Source organism: Ruegeria sp. ABD4_443 (genome assembly GCF_056160865.1).
The window spans coordinates 24,769-42,530 of record NZ_JBSWYA010000015.1 but is presented as its reverse complement, the minus strand read 5'-3'; the positions used below and the strand labels follow the sequence as shown (position 1 = coordinate 42,530).

17 protein-coding genes are annotated in these 17,762 nt (G+C 61.6%); 6 read left to right on the top strand and 11 right to left on the bottom strand.

Annotated elements, in window-relative coordinates:
• Positions 1-143 precede the first annotated feature (143 nt).
• The gene (locus tag ACXAG8_RS18295) at positions 144-1,145 is read right to left on the bottom strand and encodes a molybdopterin-binding protein (RefSeq protein WP_475230596.1); all 1,002 of its coding nucleotides are present in this window, start codon (positions 1,143-1,145) and stop codon (positions 144-146) included.
• The gene (locus ACXAG8_RS18290; protein WP_475230593.1) at positions 1,142-2,110 is read right to left on the bottom strand and encodes an XdhC family protein; all 969 of its coding nucleotides are present in this window, start codon (positions 2,108-2,110) and stop codon (positions 1,142-1,144) included. The genes ACXAG8_RS18295 and ACXAG8_RS18290 overlap by 4 nt, the downstream gene beginning before the upstream one ends.
• 299 nt (positions 2,111-2,409) lie before the next feature.
• Between ACXAG8_RS18290 and ACXAG8_RS18285 the strand changes: the two genes are divergently transcribed.
• A complete protein-coding gene (locus ACXAG8_RS18285) occupies positions 2,410-2,910 on the top strand; it encodes a hypothetical protein (protein WP_475230590.1) in 501 nt (166 codons plus the stop codon).
• Positions 2,911-2,917: 7 nt separating this feature from the next.
• Here the strand turns inward: ACXAG8_RS18285 and ACXAG8_RS18280 are convergent, their stop codons facing one another.
• Together ACXAG8_RS18280 and ACXAG8_RS18275 are read right to left on the bottom strand one after the other, a co-directional pair.
• Positions 2,918-4,177 (bottom strand): vWA domain-containing protein, encoded by a 1,260-nt coding sequence (locus tag ACXAG8_RS18280; RefSeq protein WP_475230599.1) that lies wholly within the window; start codon positions 4,175-4,177, stop codon positions 2,918-2,920.
• 58 nt (positions 4,178-4,235) lie between these two features.
• Entirely contained in the window at positions 4,236-5,144 is a 909-nt protein-coding gene (locus ACXAG8_RS18275; RefSeq protein ID WP_475230587.1) for an AAA family ATPase, read from the bottom strand.
• A 185-nt stretch (positions 5,145-5,329) separates the two neighbouring features.
• Here ACXAG8_RS18275 and pyrC point away from each other — a divergent pair, with 185 nt between their 5' ends.
• Positions 5,330-6,367, top strand: a complete 1,038-nt coding sequence (gene pyrC, locus ACXAG8_RS18270; RefSeq protein WP_475230584.1) for a dihydroorotase — start codon at positions 5,330-5,332, stop codon at positions 6,365-6,367.
• Here pyrC and ACXAG8_RS18265 read toward each other — a convergent pair.
• Both ACXAG8_RS18265 and ACXAG8_RS18260 read right to left on the bottom strand, forming a co-directional pair.
• The gene (locus tag ACXAG8_RS18265; protein WP_475230581.1) at positions 6,364-7,659 is read right to left on the bottom strand and encodes an MmgE/PrpD family protein; all 1,296 of its coding nucleotides are present in this window, start codon (positions 7,657-7,659) and stop codon (positions 6,364-6,366) included. The genes pyrC and ACXAG8_RS18265 overlap by 4 nt on opposite strands.
• Positions 7,660-7,697: 38 nt before the next feature.
• On the bottom strand, positions 7,698-8,144 hold the full coding sequence (locus tag ACXAG8_RS18260; RefSeq protein WP_475230578.1) for a type II toxin-antitoxin system RatA family toxin: 447 nt from the start codon (positions 8,142-8,144) through the stop codon (positions 7,698-7,700).
• A 73-nt stretch (positions 8,145-8,217) separates the two neighbouring features.
• Between ACXAG8_RS18260 and hpt the strand changes: the two genes are divergently transcribed.
• Entirely contained in the window at positions 8,218-8,760 is a 543-nt protein-coding gene (hpt, locus tag ACXAG8_RS18255) for a hypoxanthine phosphoribosyltransferase (protein WP_475230575.1), read from the top strand.
• A 38-nt stretch (positions 8,761-8,798) separates the two neighbouring features.
• On the opposite strand, the gene ACXAG8_RS18250 is transcribed toward hpt, so the two are convergent.
• Both ACXAG8_RS18250 and lipA read right to left on the bottom strand, forming a co-directional pair.
• The gene (locus ACXAG8_RS18250) at positions 8,799-9,950 is read right to left on the bottom strand and encodes an amidohydrolase (RefSeq protein WP_475230572.1); all 1,152 of its coding nucleotides are present in this window, start codon (positions 9,948-9,950) and stop codon (positions 8,799-8,801) included.
• Positions 9,947-10,897 carry a lipoyl synthase gene (gene lipA, locus ACXAG8_RS18245; protein ID WP_475230569.1) on the bottom strand — a complete coding sequence of 317 codons (951 nt, stop codon included), beginning with the start codon at positions 10,895-10,897 and terminating at the stop codon, positions 9,947-9,949. The genes ACXAG8_RS18250 and lipA overlap by 4 nt, the downstream gene beginning before the upstream one ends.
• A gap of 264 nt (positions 10,898-11,161) precedes the next feature.
• Here lipA and ACXAG8_RS18240 point away from each other — a divergent pair, with 264 nt between their 5' ends.
• Positions 11,162-11,710, top strand: a complete 549-nt coding sequence (locus tag ACXAG8_RS18240; protein ID WP_475230565.1) for a redoxin family protein — start codon at positions 11,162-11,164, stop codon at positions 11,708-11,710.
• A gap of 51 nt (positions 11,711-11,761) precedes the next feature.
• Here ACXAG8_RS18240 and ACXAG8_RS18235 read toward each other — a convergent pair whose 3' ends face one another.
• Together ACXAG8_RS18235 and ACXAG8_RS18230 are read right to left on the bottom strand one after the other, a co-directional pair.
• Positions 11,762-12,685 (bottom strand): LysR substrate-binding domain-containing protein, encoded by a 924-nt coding sequence (locus tag ACXAG8_RS18235; RefSeq protein ID WP_475230561.1) that lies wholly within the window; start codon positions 12,683-12,685, stop codon positions 11,762-11,764.
• Positions 12,686-12,747: 62 nt separating this feature from the next.
• On the bottom strand, positions 12,748-13,866 hold the full coding sequence (locus ACXAG8_RS18230) for a DUF6456 domain-containing protein (RefSeq protein ID WP_475230558.1): 1,119 nt from the start codon (positions 13,864-13,866) through the stop codon (positions 12,748-12,750).
• 239 nt (positions 13,867-14,105) lie between these two features.
• On the opposite strand from ACXAG8_RS18230, the gene ACXAG8_RS18225 reads away from it, so the two are divergent.
• Positions 14,106-14,405, top strand: a complete 300-nt coding sequence (locus ACXAG8_RS18225) for a DUF6477 family protein (RefSeq protein ID WP_475230555.1) — start codon at positions 14,106-14,108, stop codon at positions 14,403-14,405.
• Here ACXAG8_RS18225 and ACXAG8_RS18220 read toward each other — a convergent pair whose 3' ends face one another.
• A complete protein-coding gene (locus tag ACXAG8_RS18220; protein ID WP_475230552.1) occupies positions 14,406-15,950 on the bottom strand; it encodes a trimethylamine methyltransferase family protein in 1,545 nt (514 codons plus the stop codon).
• A 225-nt stretch (positions 15,951-16,175) separates the two neighbouring features.
• Between ACXAG8_RS18220 and guaA the strand changes: the two genes are divergently transcribed.
• Positions 16,176-17,735 carry a glutamine-hydrolyzing GMP synthase gene (guaA, locus tag ACXAG8_RS18215; protein ID WP_475230548.1) on the top strand — a complete coding sequence of 520 codons (1,560 nt, stop codon included), beginning with the start codon at positions 16,176-16,178 and terminating at the stop codon, positions 17,733-17,735.
• Positions 17,736-17,762 lie beyond the last annotated feature (27 nt).

Here is a 17,762-nt window from a genome sequence, read left to right as displayed (position 1 = left end):
GCTTTTGGCGTGTCTCGCCAGGCCCGAGTTAAACATGGAAGTCTCTTATTGAGAACATAAAATGCCCGCAGGCCACTTGGGGCCGGAAGGTGCCCCCGCGTTCAGGGTGCCCTCGCGGCCAATGAGCCTGTCATTCGGTCCGGTTATGTTTTGCGGCCCGCACGGGGCTGTGGCCGGGTCGGGATTTCCTTGAGCAGCCCGCCGACGCCCATCCCGGCGATATCGGCGCCGGTTGTCCTGATCCCGCAGGCGACGCGGGACAAAACCCAGTCTGCGCCGTTCAACGCCGGGGCACGGGCACAGCCCGGCAAGCCGATGACCGGCCTGTCACCAAGCGTGCCGAGAAACAGCAAATTACCCGGATCCACCGGCATCCCGAACCGGTCAACTTGCCCGCCCGCCGCGCGCAGCGCTTCGGGGGCCACGTCATAGGCGTCAGAGGTGGCCGATCCGGTCAGGATCATCACCACATCCCCGCCGATGTGCCGGATGGCCGATGCAAGCGCCTGGGTCCGGTGCGCGACGGTTTGTACATCGCAAAGACCCATCCCCAGGGCCTCGACCCGGCCCCGGATCGAAGCGATGCCTTTTTCGTTGGGCGGGCCGCCCGGTATGTCGGTCACGATCAGCCCAGCGGTCCGGTGAACGGGCCGGGCCAGCCGTATCGCATTGCGAGCCAGTTGCGACGCGCGTGCGACATCCTCACCCGGAACCGCGTAAGAGATCACCTTGACCGTCGCCACCATGCCGCCCGCACCCATCTGCTGATACTGAGGCACGGTCGCGATCGTGATCATCGGGTTCACATGGTTGAAGGCCTGCAAGGATGCGAAATCCAGAACGGCCACGCCGGGGCCGTCGGCCAACAGGTTCACCCGCCCGGTAAAGGGCTGCGTGATCTTCAGCGCAGCCGCGTCAGGATCGGGGACAAGCGCCGCGGCCAGTTTGCGGGCCGCCTCGTCCTCGTGGCAATCGCCCGGTTCAAGCCGTGCGACAATGACCGACCCGTGGCCCGCCGCCGCAAGCTGCGATAGGTGATCCGGCGTCAGGATGACACCTTTGCGCAGCCTGGTGTCGCCAACCTGTACCGAATGGGCCAGGACGGCCCCCTCGGCCCCGGTCACCGGAACAGGGCCGAATTTCACGCCTTGCCCCGCAGGACGGCCGTCATCTGCGCCAAGATGGCAACGGCGATTTCCGACGGGTCCGCAGCCCCGATATCCAGGCCCACAGGGCCGTGTATCCGGTCGATTTGCGATTGGGTAAAGCCCGCAGCCTTCATCCGTTCGACGCGCTTGGCATGGGTCCGGGTCGACCCCAGGGCGCCGATGTAGAACACCCCCGCCTGCAGCGCCGATTGCAGCGCGGGATCGTCCAGCTTGGGGTCATGGGTCAGCAGTACCACGGCGGTGCGGGCATCCAGCCCAAGCCTGGCAACGGCTTCGTCCGGCCAGTCGGTCAGGACCGTTTCGCCGGGAAACCGCGCGGCCGAGGCAAAGGCATCGCGCGGGTCGATGATCGCGGGGTCATACCCGGCGATCCGCGCCATTGGCACAAGCGCCTGTGCGATGTGAACCGCACCGACAACAATCAACCGCAACGGAGGATTGTGAACGGCAACGAAGGTCTGGCCATCCTCTTCGAACCCCGACCTGTCCATCCGCAACCGTTCGGGATACGCGTTGCGCCGCAGCGCCCGGTGACCGGTTTCAACATTGACCTCATAGGCCAATGGTTCACGGGCCGCGCGGGCCGCAACCAGGTCGGACAGCATCTTTTCGGGCAGGACCGAACCAACCGGTTCGACAAGAACGCGGATCGTTCCACCGCAGGCCAGACCGACGGCAAAGGCATCTTCGTCGCTGACGCCGAACTCCAGCAGCCGCGCCTCGCCCTCGCCAATCGCTTCCAGCGCTTCGACGATCACCGCGCCTTCGACGCAGCCGCCCGAGACCGAACCCTCGATCCGTCCGTCTGCGCCGATCACAAGCTGTGCGCCGATCCTGCGCGGCGCGCTGCCCCAGGTTTCGACCACGGTCGCAAGAGCGGCACCGCCACCGGACCGGTACCAGTCCAACGCCGTTTCCGGGCTGTTGTCGAATCTATCCATGGAACCCTCCGCCCCTGTTCTGCCTAACATAGGCAGGTTTGCGTCAATGAAAAGCGGACCGGGGGCCGCATGGGTGACCGGTGCCGCCACCTGAACCGGGTTGCCGCCGACCGCCCGGTGGCGCGGCGCCTCAACGGCAGTCGGCACGCGCTGTGGCTTGGCTGTTTTTCGCCTGTGGACGAACAGGGTGCGGCAAAGTGCAGTTCAGCATTGATTGCGGCGAGTTCGGCATTTAGCTTGCGCCCATGCAGGCGCTGCCTGCACATTTTGCCAGACAATTTGTGAACGGAGACAAACAGTTGAAACGTATTCTGACACTGGGAGCGGCATTGGGCCTGCTGGGTTCGACCGCTGCATTTGCCGACACTTACGAGCGCTATGGCGAGGTCGAAGGATGGAAGGTCTTTATCGACAACGAAAAGAAATCCTGCCTGATCGAAGCCATTGATGACGCCGAAAACGTGGTCCAGATGGGTCTGACCGCGGACCGGGGTGTCGGTTATGTCGGTGTGTTCACCAAGGCCGAAACCGACATCAAGCGCGGCGAGAAGGAAGCCGTGGCTATCCTTTTGGGCGACCAGATCTATCTGGGCGAAGCGACAGGCATGAAAGGCAACATCACCAAAGGGTATTCGGGCGGTTATGTCCTGTCCGACAATCCCGCCTTTGCCGAGGGCCTGGCCAAGGAAAAGGTCATGGTCGTGTTTCCCGAAAAGGAATTCGCCTTTACCGTTGATCTGACCGGCACCTACAAGGCCATGGAAATGGCCCGCGAATGCAACGCCAAGCAGGTCGAATAACTGTATATCAAACATCGGAAAGCGCGGTCATGAGCCGCGCTTTTTCGCCCTGATCGTCGGGGCTTGATATGACCGAGGCCAGGTCCTGAAGCGACGCAATGGAATGGCCTGCCCGGAAACTGTCGACATGGGGCAGCATCGACAGGATGCCTTGCGCCCTGGGGGCAAATCCGTCCCATCTGAGCAACGGGTTCAGCCAGATAAACCGGCGCGCGGACAGGTGCAGCCGCTGCATCTCGTGGGACAGCTGGTCGGGGTCGCCCCGTTCGAGCCCATCGGTGATCAGCAGAACAACCGCCCCCTGCCCCATGACCCGCCGGGACCAGTCGCGGTTGAACTGATGCAGGCATTCGCCGATGCGGGTGCCGCCTTCCCAGTCCTGCGCCTCGGCCCCGGCGGCGGCCAGGGCCGCATCGACATCGCGTTGATGCAGGTGGCGTGTGATATTGGTCAGCCGCGTTCCGAAGGTGAACGCGTGAACCCGCGCCCATCCCGCACCCCTGGCATTTGAAACAGTATGCAGGAAATGCAGGATGATCCTGCTGTACTGGCTCATGGAACCGGAAATGTCGCACAGGACCACCAGGTTCGGCCAGCGCGGTTTGGGCTGCATCCGAGCGATGCCGCGCAGCTCACCGCCGTGGCGCATGGCAGATCGCAGGGTACGGCCATAGTCGATACGGTGGCCGAGATGGCTGGCCTGTCCGCGGCGGGACAAGATCGGCCGGACCGGCAGCGTCATCTGCGCCAGAATACGTTTGGCCTGTGCAATCTCGTCGGTGCTCATCTGTTCGAAATCCAGGCTGCGCAGGCGTTCTTCGGAGGATGCGGTCTGGGTTGCGTCGATTTCGATTTCGGTCTCGCCCTGATCGTCCGGCGTTTCCGGCACGTCCCGTTCAACCCCGTCCAGCAGAGCCTCGGCCGCGCGTTTTTCGCCCGCATCGGCCTTGTGTTCCTCTTGCACGCCGCGAATGGCGGGCAGCATCATGGCCATCATATGTTCCATGTATCGCGGGTCACGCCAGTAGAGGCGAAAGACCTGGGCGAACACGACCCGATGTTCGGGGCGGTTCACGAAACAGGCGTGCAGAGTCCAGTAGAAATCCTGTTTGTTGGTGAACCCGGCCGCCTGAACCGCGCGAATGGCGTCGACGACCCGCCCGGTCCCGATCGGCAGGCCTGCCTTGCGCAGGGCCCGCGCAAAATGGGTGATATTCTGCGCAAGCCTGGGGCTGTCGGGGATATCGAGCGGCAGGCTTTCGGCCATCAGCGACCATGGGGGCTCTGCCCCCATACCCCCGGAGTATTTGGCAAAAGATGAAGCATCAGGCCGGTTCGAGCGTGGCCTTGGCTTCGTCCAGGATGCGCTTGGCCTCGGAACCCTGCAGCTTTTGAATATCGTCCTGGTATTTCAGGATCGCGCCCAACGTGTCGCCGATGACTTCGGGGCTGAGGTTGATCACGTCAAGCGCCAGCAGGCATTTGGCCCAGTCGATGGTTTCGGCAACACCGGGTTTCTTGAACAGGTCCTCGGTTCGCAGGCGCTGGACAAAGGCCACAACTTCGCGGCTGAGTGTTTCGGCGGCCTCGGGGGCGCGGGCGTGCAGGATTTCGATTTCGCGGTCGAAATCGGGATAGTCGACCCAATGGTAGAGGCACCGGCGCTTGAGGGCATCATGGACTTCGCGCGTGCGGTTTGACGTGACAATGACGATGGGCGGTTCGGGCGCCTGGACCGTTCCCAGTTCCGGGATCGTTACCTGAAAGTCGCTCAGCGCCTCGAGCAGGAATGCCTCGAACGGTTCGTCGGTCCGGTCCAGCTCGTCAATCAGCAGCACCGGCGCGCCAAGCGTGTCGGGGCGCATCGCCTGCAGCAGCGGACGTTCGACAAGGAATTCGTCGGAAAACAATTCGGTTCGCAGCGTGGACCGATCCGCGCCGCCGGCGGCTTCGGCGGTTCGGATCGCGACCATCTGGGCCGGGAAGTTCCATTCGTAGACGGCGGTGGACGCGTCGAGGCCTTCGTAACATTGCAGCCGGATCAGGCGCCGGCCCAGCCCCGTGGCCAGCGCCTTTGCGATTTCGGTCTTGCCGACGCCTGCCTCACCTTCCAGAAACAGCGGTCGCCCGAGTTTCAGCGACAGGAACACCACCGTGGCCAGGGCCCGGCCGCAGACATATCCCTGGCTGGCAAGCATGTCCTGGACGGCATCGATCGTGTTTGTCTGCGTCATGGTGGTTTCTCCGCTTTGGCCCAACAGGTCACGGCAGCGCGCGCGCGTCAAGACCGCGACGGCCTTGCCGGTTACGACGATCCGGCAGGTTGACAGACCTGCCGGATGCCCCACGCGAGACCCAATCGACCCGGATGCGCCTGCTTGGGCTTTTCGGCGGGTTCGGCCTGTGCTAGCGGGGGCGCATGACCCAGAGCCTTACACTCCGCCGCCCCGACGACTGGCACCTGCATCTGCGCGATGGCGCCATGCTGCAAGCCGTTCTGCCCGAAACTGCCCGCCATTTCGCCCGTGCGATCATCATGCCCAACCTGGTGCCCCCGGTCGTGACCGGCGCCCAGGCAGCCGCGTACCGGGACCGCATTCTGCGCGCCCTGCCCGATGGCATGACCTTTGAGCCGCTGATGACCCTGTACCTGACCGAGGATACCGATCCGCAGGATGTGGCCGCGGCCCATGCCAGCGGGCTGGTCAAGGCGGTCAAGCTGTATCCTGCCGGTGCGACGACCAACTCGGCATCGGGTGTGCGCGATTTCGACAAGGTGCGCCCGGTGCTGGAAAAGATGGCCGAGGTGGGCGTGCCGCTATGTGTCCATGGCGAGGTCACCGATGCGCAAATCGACATCTTCGACCGCGAGGCGGTGTTTATCGACCGGGTTCTGGACCCGATCCGCAGGGCAACGCCCGGACTGCGCGTGGTGATGGAACATATCACCACGTCCAACGGTGTGGACTATGTCAGGGCCAATGACGCGGATCTGGGCGCGACGATCACGACACATCACCTGATCATCAATCGCAACCATATCCTGGTTGGCGGTATCAAACCGCATTACTATTGCCTTCCGGTTGCCAAGCGCGAGGAACACCGGCTAGCCCTGCTGAACGCGGCGACATCCGGCGACGAGCGCTTTTTCCTGGGCACTGACAGCGCGCCGCACACGGATGCGAACAAGGAAATGGCCTGTGGCTGTGCCGGGTGCTTTACCGCGACCAATACCATGTCGCTGCTGGCCGAAATGTTCGAGCGTCAGGAGGCGCTGGACAAGCTTGAAGGGTTCACCTCTTTGCACGGCCCGGCATTCTATCGCTTGCCGGTCAATCCGGACACGATCACCCTGACCAAGGGTGAGGCGGTCGCATACCCCGCCAAGATCGACACCCAGGACGGCCCGGTCACAGTGTTCGATCCCGGCTTTCCGCTGCATTGGCGGGTCAGCTAACCCGCCATCCGACGGGCAATATCCGCTGCGCGCCCGCCTGTGCGCAGCATGGTCCAGATCGCGTCTGCGCTTTCCGATCCGATCAGCTTGGCCGCCTTGTCCCGCACCCGGTCTTCACGATCAGACAACGCCATTGGCGCAAGCAGATCGTGAATTGCCTCGCGCCGAGCGCCGTCGCGGCGCAGAAGTGCAACGCGGGCCTGGGTTTCTGACATCTCATCATCCGCGACCACAGTGATACGGTCCCGCAGCGATACCAGGCGCGGATCGGTGCAAACCTTGTCGGAATAGCTGCCCGGCAGGGCCGTGTCATACCCTGTGGCCGTCATGGCAATCACCGTTCGATACGAGAATTTTGCGCCCAGCCCTGTGGTCGGTGCAAGCTGATTGCACACGCTCATCCAGCGCGGGTGGGTATGCACCTTGATCTCGGCCACTTCGGGTTCGGCGATATCCAGGTCGCGGGCCGCCTCAAGCGCGGCGTGCAGCCCGTGGCAGCAGGCGTGGAATTTGTGACTGACGCTTTCGAACAGCCATTCATGCCCCAACCCGGCCAGAGCGGCGGTGACATCATCCGCGCCGCTATGGGTTGCGGCAAAGCCGTAGGCGCCTTGCAGCGCCTGTTCATTGGGTTGAAATCCCGCCCGCACAAGAAGCGCCGCCTCGACCCCGGACGACGCCGCAAGCCCGGCATTGTACGGCTTTCCCATTGTTCCAAACTGCGCCTTCAGACCGGCCGCACGCGTGGCGGTCAGGCCCAGAACCCGGCGAAAGGCGGCGGCATCAAACCCGAATAACCGACCCGCTGCCACAGCGGCCCCAAAGGCACCGGCGGTCGCCGTTTGGTGAAACCCCGCCTGGTAATGTTCGCGCCCCAGCCACAGCCCGACCCTGACCGAGGTTTCCATGCCAACCAATGCGGCCTCTAACAGATCGACCACCGGGCTGTCGGACCAGGCAGCAACCGCCAGCGCCGCAGGGAATACGGCAACCGACGGATGCCCGATATGCGCGAAATGCGTGTCGTCATAATCCAAAGCATGCGAAATCGTGCCGTTGACCAGTGCTGCTGCCCGCAAGGGTGCGGCGCCGCCGCCAAATAATGACGCCTGCGCGGCGCCACCTTCGGACAGCACCATGTCCCGGACAATTCGCGACACCGGCTCGTTGGCCCCCGCCATCCCCACGGCAAACCAGTCCAGTGCAGACAAAGACGTGACAATCCGGGCCTGCGCCGTTGTCGAAACGGGGCCACCTGCAAAGGTGGCAAGCTCTGTTGAAAGATCGTTCATACCGCGCAGTCTAACGTTCGTCCCGCGCGGGTAAAGCCTCAGCCGTACAGGGCGGCGGCGCGTTGTTCAAAGGCGCGGACGACACGGTGCATGGCCTCGTTGAACACCACTCCGATAATCCCCTGCAGAACGGCATTCTTGAATTCGAAATCAACGTGGAAGGACACGTTGCACCCACCGTCCGGGGCGTCTTGGAAATGCCAGTCCGAACGCATGTACTTGAACGGGCCATCCAGATATTCGGTGTCGATCTTGCGCTGCTGTGCAAACAGGGTCACGCGGCTGCCGAACCGTTCCCGGAACACCTTGAACGAGATGACCAGATCCGCCTCAAGAACCTGCGCCTCACCGGTCTCGAATGTCCTGCGAATGCGTGCGGCCGAGCACCATGGCAGAAACTCGGGGTACCGCGCGACATCGGCAACCAGGTCATACATTTGCTGGGCCGTATATGGCAGGTGGCGGGTTTCCGAGTGAACTGGCATCGCATTCTGGCATAATTAGGTGACAATGGCGCGTCATGTCGTATGTTGCGCGCCAAAGATCAAGGGGGTAGCGATGAGCCAGCGCGCATATGTGATAGATGAGATGATCTCGGCCAAAGCGATTGCCGCCCGGATCGAAGAGCTTTGCCGCGATATCCGCACCGAATTCGATAACACCGATAAACTGGTTGTCGTCGGTCTGTTGCGGGGCAGCTTTGTCTTTATCGCCGATCTTGTCCGCGAACTGGACCTGCCTATCGAGGTCGATTTTCTTGAGGCCTCATCTTACGGTGACGCCATGGAGAGCAGTCGGGAAGTCCGCATTCTCAAAGACTTGCGCGGCGCAATTGAAGGCCGCGACGTGCTGGTCGTCGAAGATATCGTCGACACGGGCCATACGCTGAACCATGTCACGCACCTGCTGCAAAGCCGCAAACCCAATCGCCTGAAATCCATCGCATTGCTTGACAAACCCAGCCGTCGCGAGGTTGATTTCAGGTCCGACTGGATCGGGTTCGATATCCCCGACGAATTTGTCGTGGGCTATGGCATCGACTATGCGCAGCGCAACCGAAACCTGCCCTTTATCGGCAAGGTCAGGTTTATCGAAGACTGACGTGCAGCACCCGCCTACGCCAGCGCCAAGCGCCCGGTTCAGGACGGGCAGACCAGAACCGCGTTGATTGCCGACAGGAAAATGCCGGTCCCGACCGGGATAAGTTCATCGGGAAAATCATAATCCGGGTTATGCAGTTTCGCATGCTCCCGCCCCGCGCCAAGCCAGAACATCGCCGTTTTGGAATGGGTTGAAAACTGACCGAAATCTTCCGAGAATTTCTGCGGCTGATCCGACAGTTGGCAGGTCACACCTTGCGCGTGACAGGCTGAAGACAGCATCTGAACGGCCTGAGGATCATTGGCGCAAGATGAAAAGATATCCTCGAAGGATATTGAAAAGGAAAGTTTTTCTTTGTTCGCGCATTGCTCGACAAGGCTCTGCGCCTCGGCGATCAGCCGGGCCATCCGGGCGTCGGAAACCGTGCGCAACGTGACCCACAGTTCCGCATGCCCCGGCGACACGCCAAAAGTTTCGGCGCCCAGCTTGGCATGTGTCACAGTCGTCAGGGCATAGGCGTCATCCAACGGCCCGTCCGCCCCCAGCGCGGCCAGCGCGGGCATCAGCGCAGCGAGGGCTGCCGCGGGCGAGCGCCCTTGATGCGGGGCGGCTGCGTGGGCGGTCTTGCCCGTCAACACGATCCGCATTCCGCGCGACGCACAGTTGGCGGGCCCTTTGCACAATTGCACCGCGCCAAGCGCAAGCCCCGGCAAATTGTGCAACGCAAATAGAAAGTCAGGCACAAGCGCGTCAAAGGCCGGATCATCCCTGAACGCCCGCGCACCCTGCCCGGTTTCCTCGGTCGGTTGAAAGATCAGCACCACGCGGCCCCGCCGTGGCCGCGTTACCCCAAGGGCCTGCGCAACGCCAAGGACCATGGCCATGTGACCATCATGGCCGCACAGATGCCCCTTGCCCAAACGGCGCGAGGCATGCGCGGCGTGCGACAGCTCTTGGATCGGCAGACCATCCAGCTCGCAGCGGATACCAACCGTGGGGCCCGGACTGTCCCCATCAAAAACCGCCGCAACGCCGTGCCCGCCAATGCCGGTCAACAGGCTGTCAGGGGCGCAGGTCTCAAGAATCTGCGAGATCCGTTCTGCGGTTCCGCCTTCATCCCCCGAGATATCGGGGACCTGATGCAATTCGCGCCGCAGCCCGGTCAACCAGGCCTGAACCTGAGGTGTCACATTGCGCCCAGTTTCTTTTGGCGTGCCGCGCGCAGGCGCGCGAAATCGTCACCCGCATGATAGGACGACCGCGTCAGCGGTGTGGCCGAAACCATCAAGAACCCCTTGCCAAAGGCCGCTTTTTCATAGGCCGCGAATTCCTCGGGTGTTACGAAACGATCGACGGCATGGTGTTTCGGCGTGGGTTGCAGATACTGGCCGATCGTCAGGAAATCGATATCCGCCGCGCGCATGTCATCCATCACCTGCCGCACCTGCTGTTCCTCTTCGCCCAGCCCGACCATGATGCCGGATTTGGTAAAGATCGCGGGATCAAGCTCTTTGACCCGCTGCAACAGGCGCAGCGAATGGAAATAGCGGGCACCAGGGCGGACTTCGGGGTACAGGCCGGGGACGGTTTCCAGGTTATGGTTGAACACGTCAGGCTTTGCCTCGACCACGGTTTCAAGAACCGATGCATCGCATTTCAGAAAGTCTGGGGTGAGAATCTCGATCGTGGTTTTCGGCGACCGATGGCGCACGGCCCGAATGGTCTGGGCAAAGTGATCGGCCCCGCCATCAGTCAGGTCATCGCGGTCAACCGACGTGATCACGACGTGGTTCAGGCCCAGTTTTTCGACCGCATGCGCAACCCGCCCCGGCTCGAACACATCAAGATCATCGGGGCGTCCCGTCGCAATATTGCAAAAGGTACAGCCGCGCGTGCAGATCTCGCCCATGATCATCATGGTGGCGTGGCCCTGGCTCCAGCATTCGCCGACATTGGGGCACCCGGCCTCTTCGCAAACGGTCACCAGATTGTTGTCGCGCATGATCCGGCGTGTGTCTGCGTATCCCTTCCCGCCCGGCGCCTTGACGCGAATCCAGCTGGGTTTCTTGGGCTGAGAGTTGTCGGGGCGATGAGCCTTTTCGGGATGGCGTTGCTCGGGAATCTTCAGATCACGCACGGTCGTCTATCCTGACTTTGGGTCAATTCGGTGTTCCCATAACATAGCTTGCGCGCAAGAATTAGGCCAGCCGTGCATAACCGCTATGCATTGCCGCCATGCAAGCGCAGAAAAACAGCAGTGATCGGGCGGTTTACGTCCAGTTTTCAAAAGCCAAATCAAAAGCAACGCGCCATTTCGCAGACGCAGCGTATCTGGCATTGAAGACCGGTCGGATTCCTTTTACTCCACATGGGAAATCACCCGAGTCACAGGAGTTCGAACATGAAAACTGGCGCAAAACTGCCCGCGGTTACATTCCACACCCGTGTGCGCGACGCATCGATCGAAGGCCCCAACCCGTTCCGCTGGGAAGACAAGACCACAGCCGACTATTTTGCTGGCAAGCGGGTTGTCCTGTTCTCGCTTCCCGGTGCGTTCACACCCACATGCTCGACCTACCAACTGCCCGGATTCGAGGGCAACTTTGACGCGTTCAAAGCCAAGGGTGTCGACGAAATCTATTGCATGTCGGTCAATGACAGCTTTGTCATGAACAAATGGGCCCAGGATCAGGGCCTGAAGAACGTCAAGGTCATCCCCGACGGTTCGGGCGAGTTCACCCGCAAGATGGGCATGCTGGTCGACAAGGACAACCTTGGGTTCGGCATGCGTTCGTGGCGCTATGCGGCCATCATCAATGACGGCGTCGTCGAAGCCTGGTTCGAAGAGCCCGGCCTGATGGATAACTGCCCCGAGGATCCTTACGGCGAATCGTCGCCGGAAAACCTGATGGCCCATCTGAACGAGGCCAAGGAACCGGCCCTGGCCTGAGGGTTGATGCCAGAAAAGAACGGGGGCCTGCCATTTGGCGGGCCCTTTTCTTTAGGTCCGCGTTGCCGCGACGATGCCCTGCCCCACTTCGCGAATGACGCCCGCCAGCCGGTCCAGCCGGTCTTCGTCGCCGGTCGAGGCCCGACAGACCAGGCCGATGGTCCGAAACGGTTGCGGGGCGCCGAAACGCAGCAGGTGCAACCCCGGAACCGCGTCAGATTCGGAACGGGCCGCCAGTTCGGGCATCAGGGTCAGGCCAAACCCCTCGGCCACAAGCCGCGACAATGTTGCCAGTGACGAGGCCCCCATGTTGATCTGGGCGCTTGTCCGGTCCTGCCCGCAGACGTCAAGCGCCTGATCGGTCAGGCAATGCCCGTCTTCCAGCAGCATAAGCTGGGCGGCCTTCAGATCAATCGGCCTCAGCGCGTCGGGGTCTGTGGTCAGGCGGTCAAGCCGCGCTGCACTGCCGGCCAAAAGGAACCGGTCTTCAAACAGCGGCACCTCTTTCATGTCGCTTCCACCGGCGGGGAAGGCCAGGACGGCTGCGTCAATTTCCCCACCGCGCAGCATCGACAGCAACCGCTCGGTCCGGGCTTCGCGTATCTGAACCCGCAGCGACAGGTCGCCAGACCGCAACCCGGCCAGAACACCCGGCAGCAAATAGGGCGCAACGGTCGGAATGAACCCAACCGAAAGCGACCTTTGCCCGGCTGAATGATCGCGGGCAAACCTGTCAAGCTGATCCGCCGCGCCCAGCACCTGCCGGGCATGTTCCAGAACATCCCGGCCCAACGGCGTCAGCAGAATATCGCGCGCGCGCCGTTCAAACAGCGCGCCACCAACTGTTTCCTCCAACGCTTTGATCTGAATTGACAAAGCGGGTTGCGAAACATGGCATACCTGCGCCGCACGACCAAAGTTGCGCTGCGCGGCGACGGCCCGGAAATACTGCAATTGCCTTAGCGTGAAGTTCATAACCATTTCCTATCACGCGCGCCATGAATCGCAAGACAAGCAAATGGATAAACCCGGCCAACCTAGCCGATCATTCGGTCCTGATCCGATTGGTCTTCGTAGTGTCGTTTCAACCGTTGCAACGCGATACGCAAAACGATCTTGCCGGATCTTGCCGACCAGCCCATGCGTTTCTCCGCCTGCTCCAACCCTTCAAGATAGCAACAGCACCGCAATGCAACATCGCTCAGCCCCGGCCCCAGGTCGGCCAGCGCCCGCGCCACGCGGTCCCTTGCGGCCGATGACCCGCGCCCGGTCTCTGCCCCGAACATGAACCCGTTCTGCCCCCCGCCGGTCAGGAAACGTTCCCAGTTCTGCGCAACCTGCGGACCGATCTGAGCAAGCTCGAAATCTTCGCGCAGCCGCTCTCCGGCGCTGACCAGCGTTTCGTCCAGAAACAGCTTGCCGTCGCGATCCCTGCGACGCGACAAGGCGATCAGGGGACTTTCGGAAACACTGTACCGGACACGCCTGGGCGCGGTGCAGCCCTGATCCCCCCCGGCCTGCGCACCGGCAGCAACAAAGGGCGATTGCGCCTCGGCCATTCCAAACTCGCTGCGGCTTCGGGCGCGGTTCTCGGCCTCGGCGACCAGATGGCTCAGCGCGGCGCGCCCTGCGGCAGAAATCCGATAGCGTGAAATGCGGCCAGGTTTGTCACAGCTGATCCAATCCTTAAGAGCCAGCGCCTGCGCGGTGGCGCATTCCACCACAGCGGTCCGGGTGGCCCCTGTTTCCGCGTTGTCGCGCACGACCACAGCCTTGTCCATTTCTTCGGCCACGGCCAGAACCGCGCCGGTTTCGCACAGACGCCGCAGGATACGCAGCGCCTCGGTGTCAAATGTCTCTTGCTCGGAAGAAAAGGCATCCTCATCGCCAACCGCGTATACGCCCGGCGCGGGTGCCGCAATCGGGTCCTCGTCGGACGGAAAATGGCTTTGGGCCAGCGACTGCAATGCCGCGTCCACAAGCGGGTCGTCGCGCCGCATCTCAATCCGGCGTATCTGCCTGAGAATGGTTGACGCGTGACACCCGGCGGACCGAGCGATGTCACGGATGGACCGCCCCGCTTCGGTATGCGCCAGATATCTCTGCGCCCCTTCGGGAACCCATGCCGGAACGGTGAAATCCATGTGTTTTTCCATAGTTATTCGCCCTCATCGACAGAACTTCATTCATTTGTCGCCAAAGAATTTTGGTTAACCAAATCTAACTAGAGTGGCTTTTGTTACTCGTTCGTTAACCGCTGGCGGCACGAACCAGAATTGATTCAAAATTATAAACAGCCGTGAAGCCATCGTTCGGCGGGAACGCCCCAAAGGCAACACCCGCATAGGTTGTGCAACAAACAGGGCGACCGAAATCAGACCGAAAGGATCGCCCGATGCAGGACCTTATGACAATGATCACGACTCTGCGCCGCCCTCGCCTGTTGACACGGGCCGCCAAGATCGGGGCGCGGGATTACGATCGGGACCGTCACCTGCAACGCATCCTCGGATATGGTGCAATGCCGGGTTCGGGCGCTGCCCTGATCCGGTTGATCGAGATGGAAAAGGAACAGGACACCCGCCGGCAGGACAACGATGCCGCCTATTCGCTGGTCCGGCACCTGGACCTGCTGATTGCGCTGATCGGCGAGGCGCAGCTGTTTCAGGCCAGCCGCACCTCGCAATACCAATGATCAGGTAAAGGCGTCAGGCATTGACGCTTTCTTTTCCGCCACATAGGCCGCCAACGCGGCCGCGATGTCGGGGTCAAGCTGCGGCTGCTGGTAATTTGCCAGCAAAAAGTCAACCCGCGCCGATGCCAGTGCCCTTGTGTCGCGGGCGCCTTCCTCGTCCCAGGTTTCGAAAGGCTTGTAGTCCAGCAGGTCGGTTTTCCAGAACGCTTCCTTGAAATTGGCCTGCGTATGCGCGCAGCCAAGATAGTGACCGCCCGGCCCGACTTCGCGAATGGCGTCCATGGCTTGGGCATTTTCGTCATAGGCGACGCCCTTGGCCAGCCCGTGCAGAACGCCCAATTGATCGGCATCCATCACGAACTTTTCGAAATCGGCCACCAGACCGCCTTCAAGCCAGCCGCAGGAATGCAGCATGAAATTCACGCCCGCCATCAACCCCATGTTCAACGAATTCGAAGTTTCATAGGCGGCCTGTGCATCCGGCAGCTTGGAACCGCAGAACGACCCGGCCGAGCGGTACGGCAGGCCCAGCCTGCGGGCAAGCTGCCCTGCCCCATAGGTGATATGGGCGGCTTCGGGGGTACCGAATGTCGGCGCGCCTGAATTCATGTCGATCGAGGTGACAAAGGCGCCGAAGATCACCGGCGCGCCGGGGCGGATGATCTGACTGTAGGCGACGCCGGCCAGAACCTCGGCCAGCACTTGCGTCAGGGTCCCGGCCACCGAAACAGGGGCCATCGCACCGCCCACAATGAACGGAGAGATAATGCAGGCCTGGTTGTTCTTGGCATAGACCTCAAGCGCGCCCATCATTACATCGTCAAAGGTCATGGGCGAGTTGATATTGATAAGCGAGGTCATGACCGTGTTTTCCTGCACGAAGTCCTTGCCGAACAGCACTTCGCACATTTCGACCGAATCCTGCGCCCGGGCAGGATCGGTCACCGACCCCATAAAGGGTTTGTCCGAAAGCGTCATATGCGCCATCAGCATGTCCAGGTGCCGTTTATTGACCGGAACATCCGTCGGTTCACAGACCGTTCCGCCCGAATGGTGCAGCCATTTGGACATATAGGCCAGCTTCACGAATTTGTTGAAGTCATCCATCGTCGCATAGCGGCGCCCGCCTTGTGCGTCACGTACGAAGGGCGGCCCATAGACCGGCGCAAGCACCAGGTTGCGACCCCCGATCACAACCGATTTTTCAGGGTTGCGGGCGTGTTGCGTGAACTGGCTTGGCGCCGTTTTGATCAGCTCTCGGGCCAGACCGCGCGGGATGCGGACCCGTTCACCATCGACGCTGGCCCCGGCATCGCGCCACCGCTGCAGCGCCGCGGGGTTGTCGACGAAATTGACGCCGATCTCCTCCAGGACTGTTTCCGCGTTCGCTTCGATAATCTCAAGCGCCTCGTCGTTGAGGATCTCGAAATTCGGAATGTTGCGTTCAATATACTTGGCGGTCTCGATACGGACGGCGGTGCGCTCGGCCCGGCGGGCGGCGCCACCGCCGCCTCGCGCTCTGCGTCGGGTGTTTGCCTCGGTCATGAGATAATCCCGTAAGTTTGGTTAAGGTTGGCAGCGTTTTACATGAAGGCGCAGGCCGACCAGATGTAGATTACGGCGCTATCGGGGGAAAAGCGACATGAGACCGCCGTCACCCGCCATTTTGCCCCCCTGGCCACCCCCAGCGCAGCCCGCCGCGTTGTTCAATGCGCCCCGTGGGCGTCATAGCGCTTGCACATGCAGGACTTGCGACCTAAGAGCCGGGGTATGACCCAGACATCTCATGACCGCCTTCTGATCATCGACTTCGGCAGCCAGGTTACGCAGTTGATCGCCCGACGCCTGCGCGAGCTGAACGTCTATTGTGAAATCCACCCCTATCAGAACGTTACGATCGAATTCGTACGTAACATGGCCCCGCGCGCCGTCATCTTTTCGGGCGGGCCCGACAGCGTTACGCGCGAAGGATCGCCACGGGTGCCGCAGGACATCTTTGACCTGGGCGTGCCGATCCTTGGCATCTGCTATGGCCAGCAGGTGATGATGCACCAGTTGGGCGGCAAGGTCGAAAGCGGCCATGGAACCGCCGAGTTCGGACGCGCCTTTGTGACGCAATCGGGACAGCTGGACATTCTGGACGGCTGGTTCGCGGATGGCGATGAACAGGTCTGGATGAGCCATGGCGACCATGTCAGCCAGATCGCACCGGGGTTCGAAGTGTTCGGGACCTCTCCGAACGCGCCCTATGCGATAACCGCCGACCCGTCGCGCCATTTCTACGCCGTTCAGTTCCACCCCGAGGTGCATCACACACCCAAGGGCGCCAAGCTGTACGAAAACTTCGTGAAACTGGCCGGTTTCAGCGGTGACTGGACCATGGGTGCCTATCGCGAACAGATGATCGACAAGATCCGCGAACAGGTCGGTGACAAAAAGGTCATCTGCGGCCTTTCGGGTGGTGTCGACAGTTCGGTCGCGGCGATCCTGATTCACGAAGCGATCGGCGACCAGCTGACCTGTGTCTTTGTCGACCATGGGCTGCTGCGCAAGAACGAAGCCGCCGAAGTGGTGGGCATGTTCCGCGACAACTACAACATTCAACTGATCCACGCGGATGAAAGCGATCTGTTCCTGGGTGAACTGGACGGCCAGTCCGACCCGGAAACCAAGCGCAAGATCATCGGCAAGCTGTTCATCGACGTGTTCCAGAAACATGCCGACACGATCGAAGGGGCCGAGTTCCTGGCACAGGGCACCCTGTACCCGGACGTAATCGAATCCGTTTCTTTCTCGGGCGGGCCTTCGGTGACAATCAAGTCGCACCACAATGTGGGCGGTCTGCCGGAAAAAATGGGTCTGAAACTGGTCGAGCCGTTGCGCGAATTGTTCAAGGACGAGGTCCGCGCACTGGGCCGCGAACTTGGCCTGCCACAAAGCTTTATCGGTCGGCACCCCTTCCCCGGACCGGGCCTTGCCATTCGTTGCCCCGGCGAGATCACCCGCGACAAGCTGGAGATCCTGCGCGAAGCCGATGCGATCTATATCGACCAGATACGCAAGCACGGCCTTTACGACGAAATCTGGCAGGCTTTTGTTGCCATTCTTCCCGTCCGCACCGTTGGCGTCATGGGCGACGGGCGCACCTATGACTATGCCTGCGCGCTGCGGGCCGTGACCTCGGTCGATGGCATGACAGCGGATTACTATCCCTTCACGCATGAATTCCTAGGTGAAACCGCAACGCGGATCATCAACGAAGTCAAAGGGATCAACCGCTGCACCTATGACATCACGTCGAAACCTCCGGGCACGATCGAATGGGAATAAGCAAAAGGCCGGGCATTGCCCGGCTTT